Annotated in this window: 11 protein-coding genes and 1 tRNA gene; 7 read left to right on the top strand and 5 right to left on the bottom strand. The window is 70.0% G+C overall.

Features of this window, described 5'->3' with window-relative positions; genetic code table 11:
- Positions 1-48 precede the first annotated feature (48 nt).
- The gene (gene fabI / locus AC1VNM_RS11990; RefSeq protein WP_377153483.1) at positions 49-831 is read left to right on the top strand and encodes an enoyl-ACP reductase FabI; all 783 of its coding nucleotides are present in this window, start codon (positions 49-51) and stop codon (positions 829-831) included.
- Between the two features lie 50 nt (positions 832-881).
- Here the strand turns inward: fabI and AC1VNM_RS11995 are convergent, their stop codons facing one another.
- Positions 882-3,161 carry an Orn/Lys/Arg family decarboxylase gene (locus AC1VNM_RS11995; RefSeq protein WP_377153481.1) on the bottom strand — a complete coding sequence of 760 codons (2,280 nt, stop codon included), beginning with the start codon at positions 3,159-3,161 and terminating at the stop codon, positions 882-884.
- Positions 3,162-3,461: 300 nt separating this feature from the next.
- Here AC1VNM_RS11995 and AC1VNM_RS12000 point away from each other — a divergent pair, with 300 nt between their 5' ends.
- From AC1VNM_RS12000 to AC1VNM_RS12015, 4 genes are all read left to right on the top strand, one after another.
- A complete protein-coding gene (locus AC1VNM_RS12000; protein ID WP_377153479.1) occupies positions 3,462-3,893 on the top strand; it encodes an NfeD family protein in 432 nt (143 codons plus the stop codon).
- Positions 3,894-3,942: 49 nt separating this feature from the next.
- A complete protein-coding gene (locus AC1VNM_RS12005; RefSeq protein WP_067274606.1) occupies positions 3,943-4,869 on the top strand; it encodes an SPFH domain-containing protein in 927 nt (308 codons plus the stop codon).
- A 123-nt stretch (positions 4,870-4,992) separates the two neighbouring features.
- Positions 4,993-5,083: transfer RNA gene (locus AC1VNM_RS12010), tRNA-Ser, on the top strand.
- 119 nt (positions 5,084-5,202) lie between these two features.
- Complete coding sequence (locus tag AC1VNM_RS12015; protein WP_483107057.1) at positions 5,203-5,829, top strand: LysE family translocator; 627 nt, start codon at positions 5,203-5,205, stop codon at positions 5,827-5,829.
- A gap of 106 nt (positions 5,830-5,935) precedes the next feature.
- Here AC1VNM_RS12015 and AC1VNM_RS12020 read toward each other — a convergent pair whose 3' ends face one another.
- From AC1VNM_RS12020 to AC1VNM_RS12035, 4 genes are all read right to left on the bottom strand, one after another.
- Positions 5,936-7,021, bottom strand: coding sequence for a MauE/DoxX family redox-associated membrane protein (locus tag AC1VNM_RS12020; protein ID WP_483107058.1), 1,086 nt, complete (start codon positions 7,019-7,021; stop codon positions 5,936-5,938).
- A gap of 90 nt (positions 7,022-7,111) precedes the next feature.
- Positions 7,112-8,179: a hypothetical protein gene (locus AC1VNM_RS12025; RefSeq protein ID WP_377153473.1), complete on the bottom strand. Its 1,068-nt coding sequence runs from the start codon at positions 8,177-8,179 to the stop codon at positions 7,112-7,114.
- A 23-nt stretch (positions 8,180-8,202) separates the two neighbouring features.
- A complete protein-coding gene (locus tag AC1VNM_RS12030; RefSeq protein ID WP_377153471.1) occupies positions 8,203-8,946 on the bottom strand; it encodes a hypothetical protein in 744 nt (247 codons plus the stop codon).
- A gap of 141 nt (positions 8,947-9,087) precedes the next feature.
- On the bottom strand, positions 9,088-9,621 hold the full coding sequence (locus tag AC1VNM_RS12035; protein ID WP_483107059.1) for a hypothetical protein: 534 nt from the start codon (positions 9,619-9,621) through the stop codon (positions 9,088-9,090).
- 563 nt (positions 9,622-10,184) lie between these two features.
- On the opposite strand from AC1VNM_RS12035, the gene AC1VNM_RS12040 reads away from it, so the two are divergent.
- Positions 10,185-10,430: a hypothetical protein gene (locus tag AC1VNM_RS12040; protein ID WP_431104440.1), complete on the top strand. Its 246-nt coding sequence runs from the start codon at positions 10,185-10,187 to the stop codon at positions 10,428-10,430.
- Positions 10,431-10,594: 164 nt separating this feature from the next.
- The gene (locus tag AC1VNM_RS12045) at positions 10,595-19,306 is read left to right on the top strand and encodes a GH36-type glycosyl hydrolase domain-containing protein (protein ID WP_483107060.1); all 8,712 of its coding nucleotides are present in this window, start codon (positions 10,595-10,597) and stop codon (positions 19,304-19,306) included.
- The last annotated feature ends 4 nt before the right edge of the window (positions 19,307-19,310 follow it).

Below are 19,310 nucleotides of genomic sequence, written 5' to 3' on the forward strand. Positions count from 1 at the left end.
GTGCGAGAATCCCTGCCTTCCTTGAATCTATGAATACCAGGAGCAGACATGGGATTTCTCGCCGGCAAGCGACTGCTGATCACGGGCGTGCTGTCCAACCGTTCGATCGCCTACGGCATCGCCAAGGCCTGCCACCGCGAGGGCGCTGAACTGGCCTTCAGCTACCAGGGCGAGCGCTTCAAGGATCGCATCACCGAATTCGCCGCCGAATTCGACTCCAAACTGGTGTTCGACTGCGACGTGAGCGACGACGCCCAGATCGATCGCCTGTTCGCGGACCTCGGCCAGCACTGGCCGGAATTCGACGGTTTCGTCCATTCGATCGGATTCGCGCCGCGCGAGGCGATCGCCGGTGAATTCCTGGACGGCATGACGCGCGAGAACTTCCGCATCGCGCACGACATTTCGGCGTACAGCTTCCCGGCGATGGCCAAGGCCGCCCAGCCGCGCCTGCGCGCGGGCTCGGCACTGCTGACGCTGTCCTATCTGGGGGCGGACCGCTTCGTTCCCAACTACAACACGATGGGCCTGGCCAAGGCCTCGCTGGAAGCCAGCGTGCGCTACCTGGCCTACGGCCTGGGCGGCAAGGGCATCCGCGTGAACGGCATCTCCGCCGGTCCGATCAAGACGCTGGCCGCCTCGGGCATCAAGGACTTCGGCAAGCTGCTCAAGCAGTTCGCCGACAGCGCCGCCATCAAGCGCAACGTCACGATCGAGGACGTCGGCAACACGGCCGCCTTCCTGCTGTCGGACCTGGCGGGCGGAATCAGCTCGGAGATCGTCTACGTGGACGGCGGGTTCAGCCACGGGGCGATGGCCGGCACGGAGTGAATCTCCCAACCCCATGAAAACAGGCCCCGAGGGGCCTGTTTCTTTTGGGATTACTTCTTGGTGTCGATCACGCAGTCCACGTAGTAGCGCGTCACGCCGTCCTCTCCCTTTTCCGCCACCAGTCCGTGGACGTCGGTGGCGAAGCCCGGGAACTTGGCGTTGAAGTCTCTGGTGAACTTCAGGTAGTCCACGATCCGCTTGTTGAAGCGCTCGCCCGGGATCAGCAGCGGGATGCCCGGGGGATACGGCGTCAGCAATGCGGTGGTGACGCGGCCTTCCAGCTTGTCGATCTCGACGCGCTCCGTCTTGCGATGCGCGATGTGCGCATACGCATCCGACGGCTTCATCGCCGGCTCCAGCTCGGACAGGTAGACCTCGGTCGTCAGGCGCGCGATGTCGCCCGACGCATAGGCCTCGTGCACGCTCTGGCTCAAATCGCGCAGGCCCATGCGCTCATAGCGCGGGAACGCCGCCACGAAGTCCGGCAGGATGCGCCAGATCGGCGCGTTGCGGTCGTAGTCGTCCTTGAACTGCTGCAGCGCGGTCAGCAGCGTGTTCCAGCGGCCCTTGGTGATGCCGATGGTGAACATGATGAAGAACGAGTACAGCCCCGTCTTCTCCACCACCACGCCGTGCTCGGCCAGGAACTTGGTGACGATGCTGGCCGGGATGCCGGTCTTGGCGAACTTGCCGCTCATGTCCAGCCCCGGCGTGATGACCGTGGACTTGATCGGATCCAGCATGTTGAAGCCGGCCTCGATCGGCCCGAAGCCGTGCCACTTCTCGTTGGCCTTGAGCATCCAGTCGGCCGCCTTGCCGATGCCGTCGTTGGCGAGCTTGTCCGGCCCCCAGACCTTGAACCACCAGTCCTTGCCGTAGTCCTTCTCGACCTTGCGCATCGCGCGGCGGAAGTCCAGCGCCTCGCTGATGGATTCCTCCACCAGGGCCGTGCCGCCCGGGGGCTCCATCATCGCGGCCGCGACGTCGCAGCTGGCGATGATCGAGTACTGCGGGCTGGTCGAGGTGTGCATCAGGTACGCCTCGTTGAACAGGTGCTTGTCCAGCTTCACGTTCTGCGAGTCCTGCACCAGCACCTGCGAGGCCTGCGAGATGCCCGCCAGCAGCTTGTGCGTCGACTGCGTGGCGTAGACCATCGCGGTCTTCGGACGCGGACGGTGCTTGCCCATCGCGTGGTACGAGCCGTAGAAGTTGTGGAACGCCGCGTGCGGCAGCCACGCCTCGTCGAAGTGCAGCGTGTCGATCCAGCCGTCCAGCTTCGACTTGATGGTCTCGGTGTTGTAGAGCACGCCGTCGTAGGTGCTCTGCGTCAGCGTCATGATCCGCGGCTTGGCCTTCTTCGCGTCCACGCCCTTGAGCAACGGATTCTTCGCGATCTTCTTGCGGATGGTCTCGGGCGAGAACTCGCTCTCCGGGATCGGACCGATGATGCCGTAGTGGTTGCGCGTGGGCGTCATGAAGACCGGCACCGCGCCGGTCATGATGATGCTGTGCAGGATGGACTTGTGGCAGTTGCGGTCCACGACCACGATGTCGCCCGGCGCCACCGTGTGGTGCCAGACCATCTTGTTGGACGTCGACGTGCCGTTGGTGACGAAGAAGCAGTGGTCCGCATTGAAGATGCGGGCGGCGTTCTTCTCGCTCTCGGCGACCGGGCCGGTGTGGTCCAGCAGCTGGCCGAGTTCCTCGACGGCATTGCACACGTCGGCGCGCAGCATGTTCTCGCCGAAGAACTGGTGGAACATCTGTCCGACCGGGCTCTTCAGGAAGGCCACGCCGCCGGAGTGCCCCGGGCAGTGCCACGAGTACGAGCCGTCCTGCGCGTAGGCCATCAGCGCCTTGAAGAACGGCGGCGCCAGACCGTCGAGGTAGCTCCTCGATTCACGGATGATGTGACGCGCCACGAATTCCGGCGTGTCCTCGAACATGTGGATGAAGCCGTGCAGTTCACGCAGCACGTCGTTGGGCAGATGCTGCGAGGTCCGCGTCTCGCCGTACACGTAGATGGGGATGTCCGCATTCTTGAAGCGGATCTCCTGGATGAACTTGCGCAGGTTCAGGACGGCCGGGTCGAGTTCCGCGCCGTCGCCGTTGCCGGAGAACTCCTCGTCGTCGATCGACAGGATGAAGGCACTGGCACGGCTCTGCTGCTGCGCGAACTGGCTCAGGTCGCCGTAGCTCGTGACGCCCAGGACTTCGAAGCCCTCCTTCTGGATGGCCTCCGCGAGCGCGCGGATGCCCAAACCCGAGGTGTTCTCGGAGCGATAGTCCTCGTCGATGATGACGATGGGAAAGCGGAAACGCGGCGTCATGGAGGCCTCCGGATCGGGGCAGGTCAAACAAGAAAGGCGCGAAGTGTAGGGCTACAGCCGTGTCACGCAAGTGTTGATCGGGGGTTGTCGCAGAAACAGAACGGCCATGCCGCCGGCCGCCCGCCGACGACCCGCCAACGGGCCGTCGATCACCCCTCGCCCACTGGCCGATGGCCCGGAAAAGCAGGAGGCAAGCCCCCTTTGGAGCGCCCTGGCAAGCACCGGCCCCGGGCGTACACTGACCCGACTCGAAGGACCGGGCGAATCACGGATCGCCCGGCAATCAGCTAGGAGGAATCGATGGACTGGAGTCTCGCCACCTGGTGGTGGGTGATCTGCGGCGTACTGGTGGCGGCGGAGCTCGCCACCGGCACGACGTTCTATCTCTTGATGCTGGCGCTGGGCGCCGCCGCGGCGGCATTGACCGCCCATGTCGGCGGGCCGTTCTCGGCGCAGCTGGTCCTCGCCGCGCTGATCGGCGGCGGCGCGGTGACCTGGTGGCATCTGCGCCTGCGTCGCCATCCAAGACTGCCGGCTGCAGAGAACCCCAACGTGAACCTCGACATCGGCCAGAGCCTGGAGGTCGCGCACTGGCGCGCCGACGGCACCGCCGAGGTCCGGTATCGCGGCGCCGCCTGGCAGGCCCGCTTCGTCGGCACCGGCACCCCGGCCATCGGGCGTCATGTCATCCGCGCGGTCGAGGGCAGCTGCCTGCTCGTCGAAGCCGGCTGATCCGCCGCCCCCTCCGTTTCAATTCCCTTCCCGAGAGAGAACCCCGCTCATGGAAATCATCGCCCTGGTCATCTTGATCGTCGCCATCGTCTTCGTCATCCAGTCGGTGAAGGTGGTCCCCCAGCAGAACGCCTGGGTCGTGGAACGCCTGGGCAAGTACCACGGCACGCTGACGCCCGGCCTGAACATCCTGGTGCCTTTCGTGGACCGGCTGGCCTACAAGCACTCGCTCAAGGAGATCCCGCTGGACGTGCCCAGCCAGGTCTGCATCACGCGGGACAACACCCAGCTGACGGTGGACGGCATCCTGTACTTCCAGGTCACCGACGCGATGCGGGCCAGCTACGGCTCGAGCAACTACATCATCGCGATCACGCAGCTGGCGCAGACGACGCTGCGCTCGGTGATCGGCCGCATGGAACTGGACCGGACCTTCGAGGAACGCGATGTGATCAACAGCTCCGTCGTGCAGGCGCTCGACGAGGCCGCGCTGAACTGGGGCGTGAAGGTGCTGCGCTACGAGATCAAGGACCTGACGCCGCCGGCGGAGATCCTGCGCTCGATGCAGGCGCAGATCACCGCGGAGCGCGAGAAGCGCGCGCTGATCGCGGCCTCGGAAGGCCGCCGCCAGGAGCAGATCAACATCGCCACCGGCGAGCGCGAGGCGGCGATCGCGCGTTCCGAGGGCGAGAAGCAGGCCGAGATCAACAAGGCGCAGGGCGAGGCCGCCGCCATCCTGTCGGTGGCGGAGGCGAGCGCCGAGGCGATCCGCAAGGTCGCCGCGGCGATCCAGCAGCCGGGCGGCAGCGACGCGGTGCAGCTGAAGGTCGCGGAGAAGGCGGTCGAGGCCTTCTCGCAACTGGCCCAGAAGAACAACACGATGATCGTGCCGGCCAACATGAGCGAGGTCTCGGGCCTGATCGGCACCGCGATGGCGCTGATCAAGAGCGACAAGGTGATCCAGCCGGGCCGCTGAGGACTCGCCCCCCTCCTCCGCCCTGAGCGCGAAGGCTCTGCAAGCTGCGCCGGAAGTTGCTCGGCAACTCACCCCCGCAAGTTTGATTCGGGGCCAAAAATCTGCGCTATGATGGCGGGCTTCGGAGAGATGGATGAGCGGTTTAAGTCGCACGCCTGGAAAGCGTGTGTAGGTTAATAGCCTACCGAGGGTTCGAATCCCTCTCTCTCCGCCAGACATCCAGTACAACGGGCCTCGAGTGATCGAGGCCCGTTTGCTTTTCAGGGCGCAATGTCGGGCGTCACTGCGGGCACTGTCCCGGTCGGCTTCCGGTGCGATCTATCATCCCGCCCCATGCTGACCTTCGAACAATTCTTCGGTTTCCTGCTCGCCGCCACGTTGATCACCGCATCGCCCGGCCCCGACAACCTGATGGTGCTCGGCATGGGCGTGTCGAAGGGCCGCCGACACGGCATGGCCTTCGGCCTGGGCTGTGCGCTGGGTTGCCTGAGCCACACGGTGCTGGCGGCGATCGGCGTCAGCGCATTGATCGCGGCGTCGCCGGTGGCCTTCACCGCGCTGAAGGTCTGCGGCGGGCTGTACCTGATCTGGCTCGGCATCAAGGCGCTGCGCAGCCGCGGCGGCGCGACGGTCGGCGATGCGTCGCAGGTGGAGGACTCGCTCTCGCGCCTGTTCTTCAAGGGCGTCTTCGCCAACGCGATCAACCCGAAGGTCGTGCTGTTCTTCCTGTCCTTCCTGCCGCAGTTCGTCGTACCGGCGCAGGGCCACGTGGCGGCGCAGACGGCCTTGCTCGGCCTGACCTTCACGCTGCAGGCGGCGGTGCTGTTCGGCCTGCTCGGCTACTTCGCCGGCGCGATCGGCCAATGGCTGCAGCGCAAGCCGCGCGCGGAGCTGTGGCTGGATCGCGTCGCCGGCGCCGTGTTCGTCGCGTTGGGCCTGCGGCTCATCGTGGCGCGCTGAGCTCGCCTGCAGACCCAACGGGGAAAGCGACACCAGGCAGCCTGGCGCCGCACCTGAAGCTGCTGACGTCCAGCGGCCTGCCCCAGCCTGAGCCGGGGCTGGCCGTTCATGCCGAGGCCAACGGCAGCGCGTGCCCGTCCCCCTGCGCCAGCACCGGCGCGTCGTACAAAGCGCGGATCGCGTCGCGCCCCACCGCCACCGTGCTCAGGATGCGTCCGTCGGCGCCCACCCACAGCGCGCTCGGCGTGGCGATCACGCCGAAGAGCTGGTTGATGTCCTGACCCGACTGCAGCACCACGCGATCCGGCGCGAGGTTGTTGAAGGTCGTGCGGTTCGACTCCGCGCTGCCGCTGCTGATGGTCAGCCAGTGCACAGGCTCGCCGTCCTGACGGCGCCAGGACGCCATCTCCTTCATGACCTCGTGGCACGGCGCGCACTGCGGTCCGACGAAGACCAGCAGCTGCGACCCCGACTGCGCGACGTAGTCCGCCAGCGTGCGCGTGTTCCCCGCCACCGTTGGCGCGGCGAAGGCCGGCGCCGCCTGACCGACATGCAGCACCTGGTTGGACACCAGCGTCTCCAGGCTGGGCACGCCGCCCGCGGGTTCGATGCCCAGCGACTGCAGCCGCAGCTCCAGGTGGTCGATCTTCAGCAGCAGTCGACCCTGCTGGCGCGCCAGATGCAGCACCAGCCAACCCAGCAATCCCACCGCCAGCACCAGCACCGTCGAGAGCAAGACCTGACCCCGTCCGCCGGAGACCAGCGTGCCGGTCAACGATGCCGCGCCCTCGCCCGCCAGCGCGCTGGACAGCAACCAGGCCGCCAACGCCACCAGCAGGCCGTTACGGACCACGCTGGCCCACGAGATCGGCTGCGAGCGCGTCTGTCCGAAGCAGTTGCACGAGGGCTTGTTGCCCTGCGCCAGCTGCACCGCCATCGCCGCGGCGAAGACGGCCAGCAGGCCGGCGGCCGATGCGATGCCCAGGGCCGGCGCCCACGGCAGCACCACCAGCAGCGCGACCGCGAATTCCAGCAGCGGCAGCAGCCAGGCGCCCGAGCGCGCCAGCGCTGCGGGCGCGCCGAAGCTGCGCAGCGCCTGCGCGGTCGCGTCCGGCTCCGCGAGCTTGGACCACGCCGCGAGCGCGAACACGCCCGCCAGGAACCAGCCCCCCAACACGATCAGGATGTCCACGATACGTCTCCCTTCCCGTTCCGTTTGTCCGGTGTCGCCACCAATGGTTGCGCCCGGCCGAGTGGCCGGGCGACATGACAGCGCGCTGCGTTATTTCGCCCGCATCTCTTCCGAGCCGGATGCCGGACCCGCCGTCGTCATGCCGAAGCTGGGCACCGATGCCGAGCGGCTCGCCAGACTCGATCCCACGACGAAGCAAGGCCGGATGCAGATCGGCGTCGATCCGCAGCAGGTCACGCTCACGCAGGCCCATCCCGACGGGCAACCGGCGGACGACGAGCAGGTCGGCAATCCCGCGCACGACTGCGGCAGGTGGCAGAAGCCGCGGCCCTCGATGGTCTGGAAGCAGACGCAGCCCGGGTCCTGGCAACTCGGCAACGCGCCGCAGGTGCCGCCGGGGCAGGTCGGGCAAGGCTGCGTGCCGCAGCAATCGCAACCGGCTTGCTGCGCGGCGGTGAAGGCATCGCCGCCCGCGTTGTTGACCGCCTGGTAATAGGCTCCCGCCGCCGCCTTGCAGGCGCCGCGCTTGATCTTGTTGCTGTCCACCGTGATCGGTCCGACCTGCACCAGGTTGACCGGGTAGGCCGCATCGCAGGAGCCCGTCATGCAGCTGTAGAAGGTGTTGTCGCAACCGGCCTTGGCCTGGTTGCACTCGCCGTAGCAGCAATCGTGGCCGTTGCAGCAGCCCAGGAAGCTCGCCGCGCCGTATTGCGACGGGAACTGCGTGCCGCCCGCCGCGCCGCAGCCGTTGGGCGTGCAGCTGTAGCCGGGATGCGCGACCCGGTTGGGACAGGCCGCGAGATCCGCCACCGGATGCTTGTTGGCGATGGCGCCGCTGGGCAGGCAGCACTGCAGCGCCGGGTCGTAGAGCTGGCGACCGCACAGGCAGTCCGCCGCCGCCTGAGCCGGTCGCGGCAACAGACCCCCAGCCAGCGTCGAGAACATGCCCAGCACCGACACCTTCAGCACGTCGCGGCGCGAGCCCTGGCTGCCCAGCGAGCGGGTGAAGTTGTCGAAGGCGTTGTCGGCCAGGTGTCCCTGGAGATCGATGGCGTCATCCGAGCGCAAGGCGGGCGAGTCGCTGGCGGAGAAACCGCCCATGCCGCGCCGCAAGAGCGCCGCGACGCGTTGCCCGAAACCGAAGGTGCGTTCTGTCATGGATCACTCCTTGCCGGCGCGGCTCAGGCCCGCGACGGCGTCAGCGTGTAGTCGGCGGCCACCTTGCCGGCGTCGTCGGCCGCGTGGTTCCAGGCGACCAGGCTCGCGCCGGTCGATTCGGAGCTCGTGCGCGGGCTCATCAGCTGGAAACCGGACAACGACGCCCCGGGCGCCACGTGATTCGGATACGGCGGCAGCAGGTCCGAGGCGACCCAGGTCACGTAGGTCATGCCGTCGGTGTCCGCTTCCCATCCCGCCGGCGTGCCCGTCACCGTCACCGGCGCGTTGACCGTCAACGACAGCGTCGCGATGCGCTGCGGGCTGCCCGCCGACTCGTTGTTGGTCAGCGTGTAGCTCCAGTAGTTGGGCGTGGTCGTGACCGCGAGCGAGGCGCGCAGTTCGTCGGCCGGGAAGCTCCCCGCGGCCGGCACCCGCACGTAGCGGCTGACCGTCAGGCCGTAGGCCACCCCGGCGACCAGGTAGGACCCGCGCACCGTCAGCAACAGGTTGGCGTTGTCGGCCAACCCCGCATCGGAGAAGCGGCCGGCGAAGGTCGTCGACGACGATGCCCCGAGCGTGCCCAGCACGATGGGCGCGTTGGGCGGGCTCTGCCGCGTGGCGCTGCCGTAGGTGATGCTGGTGATCTGCACGCCCTGGAGCGCCGACTCACCGATGTTCATCAACGGGATGTTCAACCTCACCTGACCGGCGAAGCGCTGGATGAATGGCGCGCCGAGGGTCACGCGCGCGGAGACGACTGTGGCCATGCCTGCCCCTTGTGATGTCTCGAAGAGAGTCGATGTGGGCCCGTCGTGCCCGACCGCGACCGCCTGATGCCCGAGGGCCGGTCCGCTGCTGGAGACGGGAGAGGAAACCGGCCGGCGGCGCGATCCGCCGGCCATCCGTTTTCAGGTGCCGGCGGGCAGCGTCGCGGTCGGCGCCGACGGGCCCGACGCGCGGCTGGCGCGTCGGACGACCAGCGGCGCGAGCGCGATCAGCGCCAGCGCGAGCGTGCCGGGTTCCGGCACCTCGCTCGCCGCCGCGGCGCGCACCGTCACCGCCACGGACACCTCGTCGGCGAAGTTGCCGTTGATGTCCTGCAGCAGGAGGAAGAGGTTGAAGTTCAGGTCCGCGAGGATGTCGGGCAGCGTCGCGATCATCAGCAAATCCAGCACCGGGCTGATGGTGCGGTCCGGGATCAGCACCTCGGGATCGCCCAGCAGCGGCGTGACGTCGACATACGGGAACGGATAGCCGCTGAGGGAGAGGAAGAAGTCGGTGGTCAGCAGCGGACCGCCGCTGACGTTGGTGATCTGGCCGGTGATCACGAAGTTGTCGCCGGCATCCAGCACCACCGAGGTCTGGGTCGTCGTGAGCGTGATCGGCGCGCCGGCGGCGGGCGCCGCGGACAGGCCCAGCAGGCCGGCCGCGGAGGCCGCCATCAGGAGCCCTTTCGCCAACAAGCCAGCACAGGCGTATCGACTTCTCTGGAACCAGGCTGTCGCGAGCATGATCACCCTCCCGTGCGCCGATGGCGCCCCTGTTGCGATGCGATTGCTGCGAAGTCTAGGAGGCGACCCGCGGCCCGCGCACCCCCTACTCCTTAAGCGGGGACAGCCCCCCTCATTTGAGGCAGCCTGCCGGAAAGGTCCGTGTTCATCGGGGTTGCAAGACATCCCCGCGCCTCTGTAGCCCTGCATCGTCCCCCTCGCCGGGTGGGTGTCCCGCCCCGGCACGACGGGGCCGGGCGAGGGACACACGCGACCACCACCCCGGTGACAGCCAAGGGACAGGCGGGGTTTGCGGACGGGACAAGCCAGGGACAAAGCAGGGACAGACGTGGTCTTCCCGCGCGCTTGACATCGCGCTCGAATTCATGCCTTGGCATGGGTATGTGGATGGCCAGCCGCGGCACCCGGACCGAATGCTTGCGCAGGCATGGGGCTTGCCAAGCTGAAACGTCCGGTTTCAGACCGCTTCATCCACTTGCAGAGAGGTTCCCACCATGAACAGCCCAGTCGGCCCGCTCAGCCCGATCGTCCAGGTCGGTCCGGTCGGCACCGCCGTCCCGCACATCAACGACCAGGCCAAAGCGCTGCAGCGCCACCTGATGCAGTGCGCGAAGGCCCGAGGGCGATGGTTCGGCGTCGCATTGTTCGCCGAACGTGCACGGGGGCTGGTGCTGCCCCGGCTGGCCACGACGGCCGCCCTCAGCGCCATCACCTTCGGCCTGTTTGCCCACTGGCTATGACCGAAGTCCGGAGCGCGAACGACCCACATCGACCTCCGGCACCCCCGTCGGAGGGACCGTCGGACCGCTCCTCCGAGCCGGGGACGGACCCCTCCCCGGAAATTGCGGAAGAACTTGCGCTGCTCGACCCGGCACTCGGCACGATCGAGCCGCCGGTCCGGGCCGTGCTGTTCGGTCTGGCGCGCTTCGAGCAGCACGGGCGCAGCCTCGCGCAGGCGCAGGCGGTCCAGGGCACGGCCGGCGCCGGCCAGTTCTTCCCGCGTCTCGACGACAACGTCGCGATGCTGCAGCAGGCGCGGCGCCTGATCGAGAAGCGCCATCGCGACTTCCGCCACCTCGGCGCCGCCGGCAAATGGCTGCTGGACAACGCCGCGCTGATCGACGAACAGACCCATCAGGTGCGGCGCGGCCTGCCGCGCGGTTTCTTCCGGCTGCTGCCGCGACTGCGCGACGAACCGCTGGCCGGCCTGCCCCGCATCTACGGCATCGCCTGGGCCTGGGTCGCGCACACCGACGGCGGCTTCGACACCGAGCTGCTGGCCGCCTACCTGCGTGCGTACCAGGAGGAACGCGCGCTCTCGCTGGCCGAGCTGTGGGCGCTGCCGACGACGCTGCGCGTCGTGCTGGTCGAGAACCTGCGCCGGCTGGCCGAGCGTTTCGCGACGCTGCAGGCGGCGCGCGACGTCGTCCATCACTGGTACGACGGCCGCCCCGCGGAGACCGGCATCGAGGCGATCACGCGGCTGGAGCCGCGCATGAAAGAACGCGGCGTGCTCGAAGCGTTCTGGCTCCAGGTCGATCATCGCCTCGAGGAATTGCCGCAGCCGCTGATGGGCGAACTGGCCGCCTGGCTCAGCACGCGCCTGCCCGCGCCCGCGCAAGCGCTCGCGCGGCAACAAGACGAATCGATCCGCGACCTGCAGAGCATCCGCAATGCCATCACCGCGCTGCGGCGCATCGACCAGACGGACTGGCGCCGGCTGATCCAGACCGTCAGCCCCGTCATGCAGACGCTGGGCCGCTCGCCGGTGTTCGCCGCCGAGGCGCCCGACACGCAGGACATGACGCTGCACGAGATCGAAGCGCTCGCGCGCAAGTGCGACAAGAGCGAACTCGACATCGCCCGGCAGTTGCTGGAACTGACGCAGCGCGCCAGCCCGCCGGAGGACGGCGAGCCCGACCGCCGCAGCGCGCCGGTCTACTGGTGGCGCGGCGCCGGCCGGCCCACGCTGCTGGCGGCGCTGGGCCTGCAGGAGCGCCGCTGGCCGCCGCACGACACGGCGCCCGGCCAACGCTGGGCGGCGGTGGCCTACCTCGGCGGTCTCGCGCTGCTGGGCCTGCTCGGCCTGTACTGGCTGATGAGCCAGGCCCATCCCGGCGCGGCGACCTGGCTGCTGTGGACCGCCGCCGTGCTGGCCGCCGGACCGATCAGCGAAGCCGTCGTGGCCTTGACCAACCGCTGGGTCAGCGAGCTCGCCCGCCCCGCGCGCCTGCCGCGGCTGGACTTCTCCGCCGGCCTGCCCGACGCGGAACGCACGCTGGTCGTGATGCCGGTGCTGCTGCCCAACGAGGACGCCATCGCGCCCTTGATCGCGCAGCTGGAGCAGCACCACCTCGCCAATCCCGAGCGCCTGGTGCAGTTCGCGCTGCTCAGCGATCACGCCGATGCCTATGAGGAACACCAGCCCGGCGACACGATGATCGTCGTCACCGCGGCGGACGCGATCTCGGCGCTCAACGAGCGCCACGGCCCGCTGGCCGACGGACAGCCGCGTTTCCTGCTGCTGCACCGCCAGCGCGAGTGGTCCGCGACCGAGCGCCGCTGGATCGGCTGGGAACGCAAGCGCGGCAAGATCGAGCTGCTGCTGCGCACGCTGGCGACCTCCGCGGGGACGTCGCCCTTCGTCGACTTCGGCCCGATGTCGCGGCCCGCCGACGGCGTGCGCCACCTGATCACGCTGGACGCGGACACCGACATGCCGCCGGGCCGCCTGCGCGCGCTGGTCGGCACCGCCGCCCACCCGATGAACCGTCCCCGCGTGGACGCCGAACGGCGTCGCGTCGTCGAGGGCTACGCCATCCTGCAACCGCGCGTGCTCGCGCCCATGCCCGACGACAAGGAGAGCACGCCGTACCACCGCCTGTTCGTCGGCCAGTTCGGCATCGATCCGTACAGCGCGGTCAGCTCGGAGATCTTCCAGGACCTGTTCGGTGAAGGCAGTTTCACCGGCAAGGGCCTGCTCGACGTGCGGGCCTGCCATGCGGTGCTCGATGCGCGGCTGCCCGAGGGTCAGGTGTTGAGCCACGACCTGCTGGAAGGCAGCATCGCGCGCTGCGCCGGCATCTCCGACATCACGCTGGTCGAGGACTCGCCGATGCACGCGGACGTCGCGCATGCGCGGCTGCATCGGTGGACACGCGGCGACTGGCAGCTGCTGCCCTTCATCGCGCGCGCGGGCCGCTACGGCATCGCGCCGATCAACCGCTGGAAACTGATCGACAACCTGCGCCGCTCGCTGGTCGCGCCCATGTCGCTCGGCTTGATGCTGCTGGTGCTGGGCACCGAGGTGCTGCCCTTCTGGCTGACGCTGGCGGTGGTCGCCGGCGCTTTCGCGGTCGGGCCGCTGGTGGGCGCGCTGGCCGGGCTGGTGCCCAGCCGCGACGGCCTGGCGCGGCGGCACTTCTACCGCGAGACCGCGCTCGACCTGCGCCGTGCGCTGGGCCTCGCGGCCTGGCATGTCGCGCTGCTGCTGCACCTGTCGCTGCTGTACCTCGACGCGATCGGCCGGGCCCTGTGGCGGCAGACCGTGTCGGGACGCCGGCTGCTCGAATGGACGACGGCCGCGGCCGCGCAGGCCGCCGCGCGGCGCGAGCTGCCGGCCCTGGTCCGTCAGCATCTGCGCGTGCCCATCGCGGCCGCGGTGCTCGGCGGCGTGCTGGCCGCCGCCGCCCTGTCCGGCGCGCCGGTCGAGGGCACGGCGGCGGTCGTGCTGCTGATCGTCTGGGCGCTCTCGCCGCTGTGGATCTGGTGGGCCAGCGCGCCGCGGGCGCCGCTGCTGAACCGGGAGGCCGAGCTCGATCCGCAGGGCCGCGACTACCTCTGGCAGCTCGCGCGCGACACCTGGCGCTTCTACGACACGCACGTCGGCGCGGCCGACAACCACCTGCCACCGGACAACGTGCAGCTGACGCCGCACCTGCTCATCGCGCACCGCACCTCGCCGACCAACATCGGTCTCTACCTGCTGGCCGTGGCCTGCGCACGCGAGATGGGCTTCATCGGCGTCGTGACGATGTCGGAGCGGCTGTCGGCGACGCTGGACACGCTCGAGCGCCTGCCGCGCTGGCACGGCCATTTCTACAACTGGTACGACACGGAATCGCTGGTCGTGCTGGCGCCGGGCTACGTGTCGGCGGTCGACAGCGGCAACTGCTCGGCGCACCTGCTGACGGTGGCGCGAGCCTGCGAGCTGGCGGCGGAGATGACGCCGGACCAGCTCGCCGCGGCCCCGCGCGAGGCGTTGATGAAGACGCTGCACCGGCTGCGCGTGATGCAACCGCCGCTGGCCAATGACGGCGTGCTGGGCGCGGGCGCCTCGCTGGTGGCCGCGTTGATCGATCCCCAGAACGCCGGCGCCGGCGCCGAGGAACAACAGGCCGTGCTGCGCGTGCAGGTCGCGGCGGCGCGCGCGGAGCTCGACGGCCTCGCCACCGCCGAGCACTACGAGGCGACGGCGGCGCATTGGCTGCTGCGCGACCTGATCGCGCAGCTGGAGTCGTTCTGGCGCGATCACGGCGCGGGCCTCGCCGAGTCGCGGCAGCGCCTGCGCGAGCTCGCCCAGCGCGCGCGGCGCCTCGGCCTGGAGGCCGACTACCGCCCGCTGTTCGATCCCGAGCGGCGCCTGCTGCGCATCGGCTGGCGCGGCGACGCGCAGCAGTTGGACGACAACCACTACGACCTGCTCGCCAGCGAGGCCCGGCTCACCAGCCTGATCGCGATCGCCAAGGGCGATCTGCCGCCGGAGCACTGGCGCTCGCTGGGGCGGCCGTTCTTCTCGCGCGAAGCGGCCGGCGACTCGCTGGGGCTGAAGTCCTGGACGGGCTCGATGTTCGAGTACCTCATGCCCTCGCTGGTGCTGCGCGAGCCGGCCAACAGCGCGCTGGGCCGCGCCATCCGCACGGCGGTGGCCGAGCAGCGCTTCGAGGCCCGCGGCAAGGGCACGCCGTGGGGCATCTCGGAGTCGGCGATCGCCGGACAGGACCACACCCTCGCCTACCAGTACGGCCCGCAGGGCGTGCAGACGCTGGCGCTGGCGCGGCTGGCCGTCGACGAGCGCGTGCTGGCGCCCTATGCGGCCGTAATGGCCGCGATCGTGGCGCCGGTGCGCGTCGTGTCCAACCTGCAGGCCTTCGAACGGCTGGGCGCGCGCGGCGCCTTCGGCTTCATCGAGGCCGTCGACTACACGCCGCAGCGGCAGACCGCCGGCGCGGGATTCACGCTGGTGCAGACCTACATGGCCCACCACCAGGCGATGGGATTCGTCGCGCTGACCAACCTGCTGGCCGACGACGCGCCGCGCCGCTGGCTGATGAGCGATCCGCACGTGAAGGCCGTCGCCACGTTGCTGCACGAGCGCGCACCGCGCGAAGTCGCGCCGCTGTCGACGGCGGTCGTGGATCCGACGCTGCGCACGCGCCAGGTGCGCAAGACGCGCATGGTGCGCGAGAGCGAGCCGCTGAGCGAGACGCTGCCGCTGACGCACATGCTGACCAACGGGCGCTATTCGGTGGTGCTGCGCAGCCATGGCGGCGGCTACAGCAACTGGGACGGCGTCGCGGTCACGCGCTGGCGCGACGACCTGCTGCGCGACCAGCACGGCAGCTTCACGATGCTGCGCCGCGCCGGCGAGGACGACTGGTTCAGCAACACCGCCCGCCCGACGCCCGATCCGCGCGCCCGTTATACGGCCCGCATGCAGGCCGAGCGCGTGATCTTCGAGGCCGGCTGGCCGGACCTGCACAGCTGCACCACGGTCTGGGTGAGTCCCGAGGACGACTGCGAACTGCGCCAGGTCGAGCTCACGAACCGCGGCACGACGCCGCTGTCGATGGATCTGGTGTCCTCCTTCGAGGCCACGCTCGCGCCGCAGCGCGGCGACGAGGCGCACCCGGCCTTCTCCAACCTGTTCATCCAGGCCCGCTGGGACGAGGCGGAACACGCGCTGCACCTGCGGCGCCGGCCGCGGCTGTTCGACGAGGCGGCAATGCGCGCGGTGTTCTTCCTGGCCGGCGTCGACGGCGGCGCAGCCTGCGGCAAGGCCGCGCGCCGCGACGACGTCCGCGCGGCCGACAGCCGCGACAGCCGCGAAGCGCGTGACGCTGGCGGGCGTGACGGCCTCGACATCGGTGCCGACGGCTACACGGTGCGCGAGGTCTTGCCGATCGCCGATCGCGGGCGCTGGCTGGGCCGCTACGGCAGCACGACGCGACCGGTCGGCGATGCGCGGCCGGAGTTCGTCGACGACGAGGCCGACGTGACCGCCGCCGGCGAACCGGGCCGGCTGCTCGACACCGGCCTGGATCCGATCGCCGGCCTGCGCGTCGGGCTGGAGATCGCGCCAGGCGCCACCGTGCGGCTGACCTTCTGCACGGCGGCCTCGCGCGACGGCGACCTGTTGCGCGCGCTGGTCGACAAGTACCGGCAGGCGGCGCACGTGGAGCGCTCCGCCTCGATGTCGCACACGATGGGCGGCATCCGGCTGCGCGAACTGCAGTTCGACACGGCCACCTGGGGCGCGCTGCTGCAGCTCAACACGCTGGTCACCGGCCAGGCGGTGCGTGAGCCCGCGCATGTCCGCGAACCGCGCGGCCGCTGCGACCGGCGCGCGCTGTACCGCTTCGGCATCTCCGGGGACCGGCCGATCCTGATGGTCACGGTCACCGGCGAGGAAGGCATCGACCTGATCCGCGCGCTGAAGAAGGCGCTGCGCATGTGGACCACGCACGCGGTGGGCGTCGACCTCGTCGTGCTCAACGAGGAACCTTCGTCGTACAACGCGCCGGTGCAGCAGGCGCTGCAGGCCTTGCAGGCCCGACTTCAGGGCCAGGCGCAGGGCAAGCCGGGCCACCTCTGTTCGGCGCTGCATGTGCTGCGCGAAGGCGACCTGCACCCCGACGAGCGCTTCACGCTGCAGACGCTGACGCGCCTGCGGCTGCAGGCCGATGGCCGCTCGCTCTCCCAGCAGCTCGAACGCTGGATCGAGGACACCGCGCCGGCGAACGACTCGGCGCTTTTGCCGGTGGCGCATGCGCTGGCCGAGCGGCCAAGACCGGAAGCCACGCCGCGGCCGCCGGAAGGCCGCTTCGACCCGGAACACGGCGGCTTCTCCTTCGAGGTGTCGCCGGACCGGCATCCGTCCAAGCCCTGGGTCAACGTGCTCGCGAACCGCGACTTCGGCTGCCAAGTCACCGAGATCGCGGCGGGCTACACCTGGGCCGGCAACAGCCGGATGCACCAGGTCACGCCGTGGTCCAACGATCCGCTGATCGATCCGCCCGGCGAGTGGCTGCTGCTCCACGACCTGGACAACGACCGCGTCTGGCCACTGGGCCGGCAACTGCGCCGCGAGGCGCCGCTGTCGATCGAGCACGGCATCGGCTACTCGCGCAGCCGGCAGCGGCTGGGCGATCTCCAGGTGGACCTGTGCTGGTGCGTGGACCGCGACGCCTCGGTGAAGCAGGTGCAGGTGCGCATCGATTCCGGGGCTCGATCACGCCGTCGACTGCGGCTCGTGGCGCTGGCCGAGTGGCAACTCGGCAGCGCGCGCGGCGAGCGCCTGTCGGTGACGACGCACAACGACTGGCTGACGGTCGGTGAACTCGGCGCCGGACTGCCGCAGCCGGAACGCGCGCTCGCGCTGCAGGCGACGCAGCTCGACCACCTCGGCGGATTCGGCGACGCGACGGCGGCGCTGTGCATCCGCCCGCGACAACCGACCGACGGCGGGATTGCGCGCGGCGGTGCCGATGCCGGCACGACTCGCGTGCGACTCGATCAGCAGGACTGGACCTGCGACCGCCGGGAGTTCTTCGACAGCGCCGGCCGCATGGTGCTGCCCAAGGCGCTGGGCCGTCGCAGCGGCGGCGGGCTCGACGCCTGCGCAGCGCTGGCCGCCCGCCTCGAACTCGACGGCACGCAGCCCGCGGAACTGACCGTCCTGCTGGGTCACGCCCCGACGCCGGAGGCCGCGCACGCACTGATGGAAGCGGCCTGGAGGCTCGATCCGGCCACCCGGCTGGACCGTCAGCGGCGGCAATGGCCGGAGCTGCTGGGCGGCCTGCAAGTGTCGACGCCGGATCCGCGCTTCGACGCGCTGACCAACCACTGGCTGCCGTACCAGACGCTGGTCTGCCGCATGTGGGCGCGCGCCGGCTTCTACCAGGCGGGCGGTGCCTTCGGTTACCGCGACCAGTTGCAGGACGCGATGGCGCTGACGGACGTCGCGCCGCAACTGCTGGCCGACCAGATCCGCCGCAGCGCGGCGCGGCAGTTCCCCGAGGGCGACGTGCAGCACTGGTGGCACGAACCCGGCGGCGCGGGCGTGCGGACGCATTTCTCGGACGACCGGCTGTGGCTGCCGTACGCGCTGGCGCACTACCTGGTCCGGACCGGCGACCTGACGCTGCTGGAGGACGCGGTGCCCTTCCTCAACGGGCAGCAGGTGCCCGAGGGCGCCGAGGACATCTACGAGAGTCCCCGCACCGACGGTCCCATGGCCACGGTCTACGAGCACGCGGCCCGCGCGATCGACCGCAGTCTGGGCAGCGGGCAGCACGGCCTGCCGCTGTTCGGCACCGGCGACTGGAACGACGGCATGAACCGCGTCGGCCACGAGGGCAAGGGCGAATCGGTTTGGATGGCCTGGTTCCTGGCGCAGGTGATCGAGGACTTCGCGCCGGTCGCGACCGCGCGCGGCGAGCATGAACGCGTGCAGCGCTGGAAGGCGGCGCGCGACGGCTGGGTGGCGGCGCTGGACGGTCCCGGCTGGGACGGCCAGTGGTACCGGCGCGGCTTCTTCGACGACGGCTCGCCGCTGGGCTCGTCGGAGAACGCGGAGTGCAAGATCGACCTGATCGCGCAGAGCTGGGCGGTGCTGACCTCGGCGGCCGATCCGGCGCATGCGCGGCAGGCGATGTCGAGCGCCTGCGCGCACCTGCTCGATCCGGTGGCGAAGCTGGCGCGGCTGCTGCATCCGCCGCTGGCGATGGCGCAGCCGAGCGCGGGCTACATCCAGTCCTATGCGCCGGGCGTGCGCGAGAACGGCGGCCAGTACAACCACGCGGCGGTGTGGGCGCTGATGGCGCTGGCGCGGCTGGGGCAGCGCGACACGATGTGGCAGGTCTACACCGGGCTGAGCCCCGCGCACCGATGGGCCGATCCGCGGCTGGGACCGATCTACGCGATCGAGCCCTACGTGATGGCCGGCGACATCTACTCGCACGCGCCCTGGGTCGGCCGCGGCGGCTGGAGCTGGTACAGCGGCTCGGCGGGGTGGCTGCTGCGGGCGTCGCTGGAGTCGATCTGCGGCGTCGTCGTCGAGCAGGGCCGACTGCGCGTCACCGCCTGCCTGCCGGTGCACTGGGACCAGGCGGAGGTGCGCATCCGCCACCAGGACCGCTGGCTGCGCGTGATCGTCTGCGCCAACGAGACGGCCTGCCGCGCCGCGCAGACGCGCGAGCCCGGCGCCCGGCGCGAGAACGCGGGGGAATCGATCGCGCTGTCCTCGCTGTCGCCGGACCAGACGCTGGTGGTCGTCAGCGTGCCGGAGATGGTGCGCTTGCCCGAGGCACCGGAGCTGCGCACGACAGGACGTTGAGGCG

Source organism: Mitsuaria sp. MSU3D, from assembly GCF_056867975.1.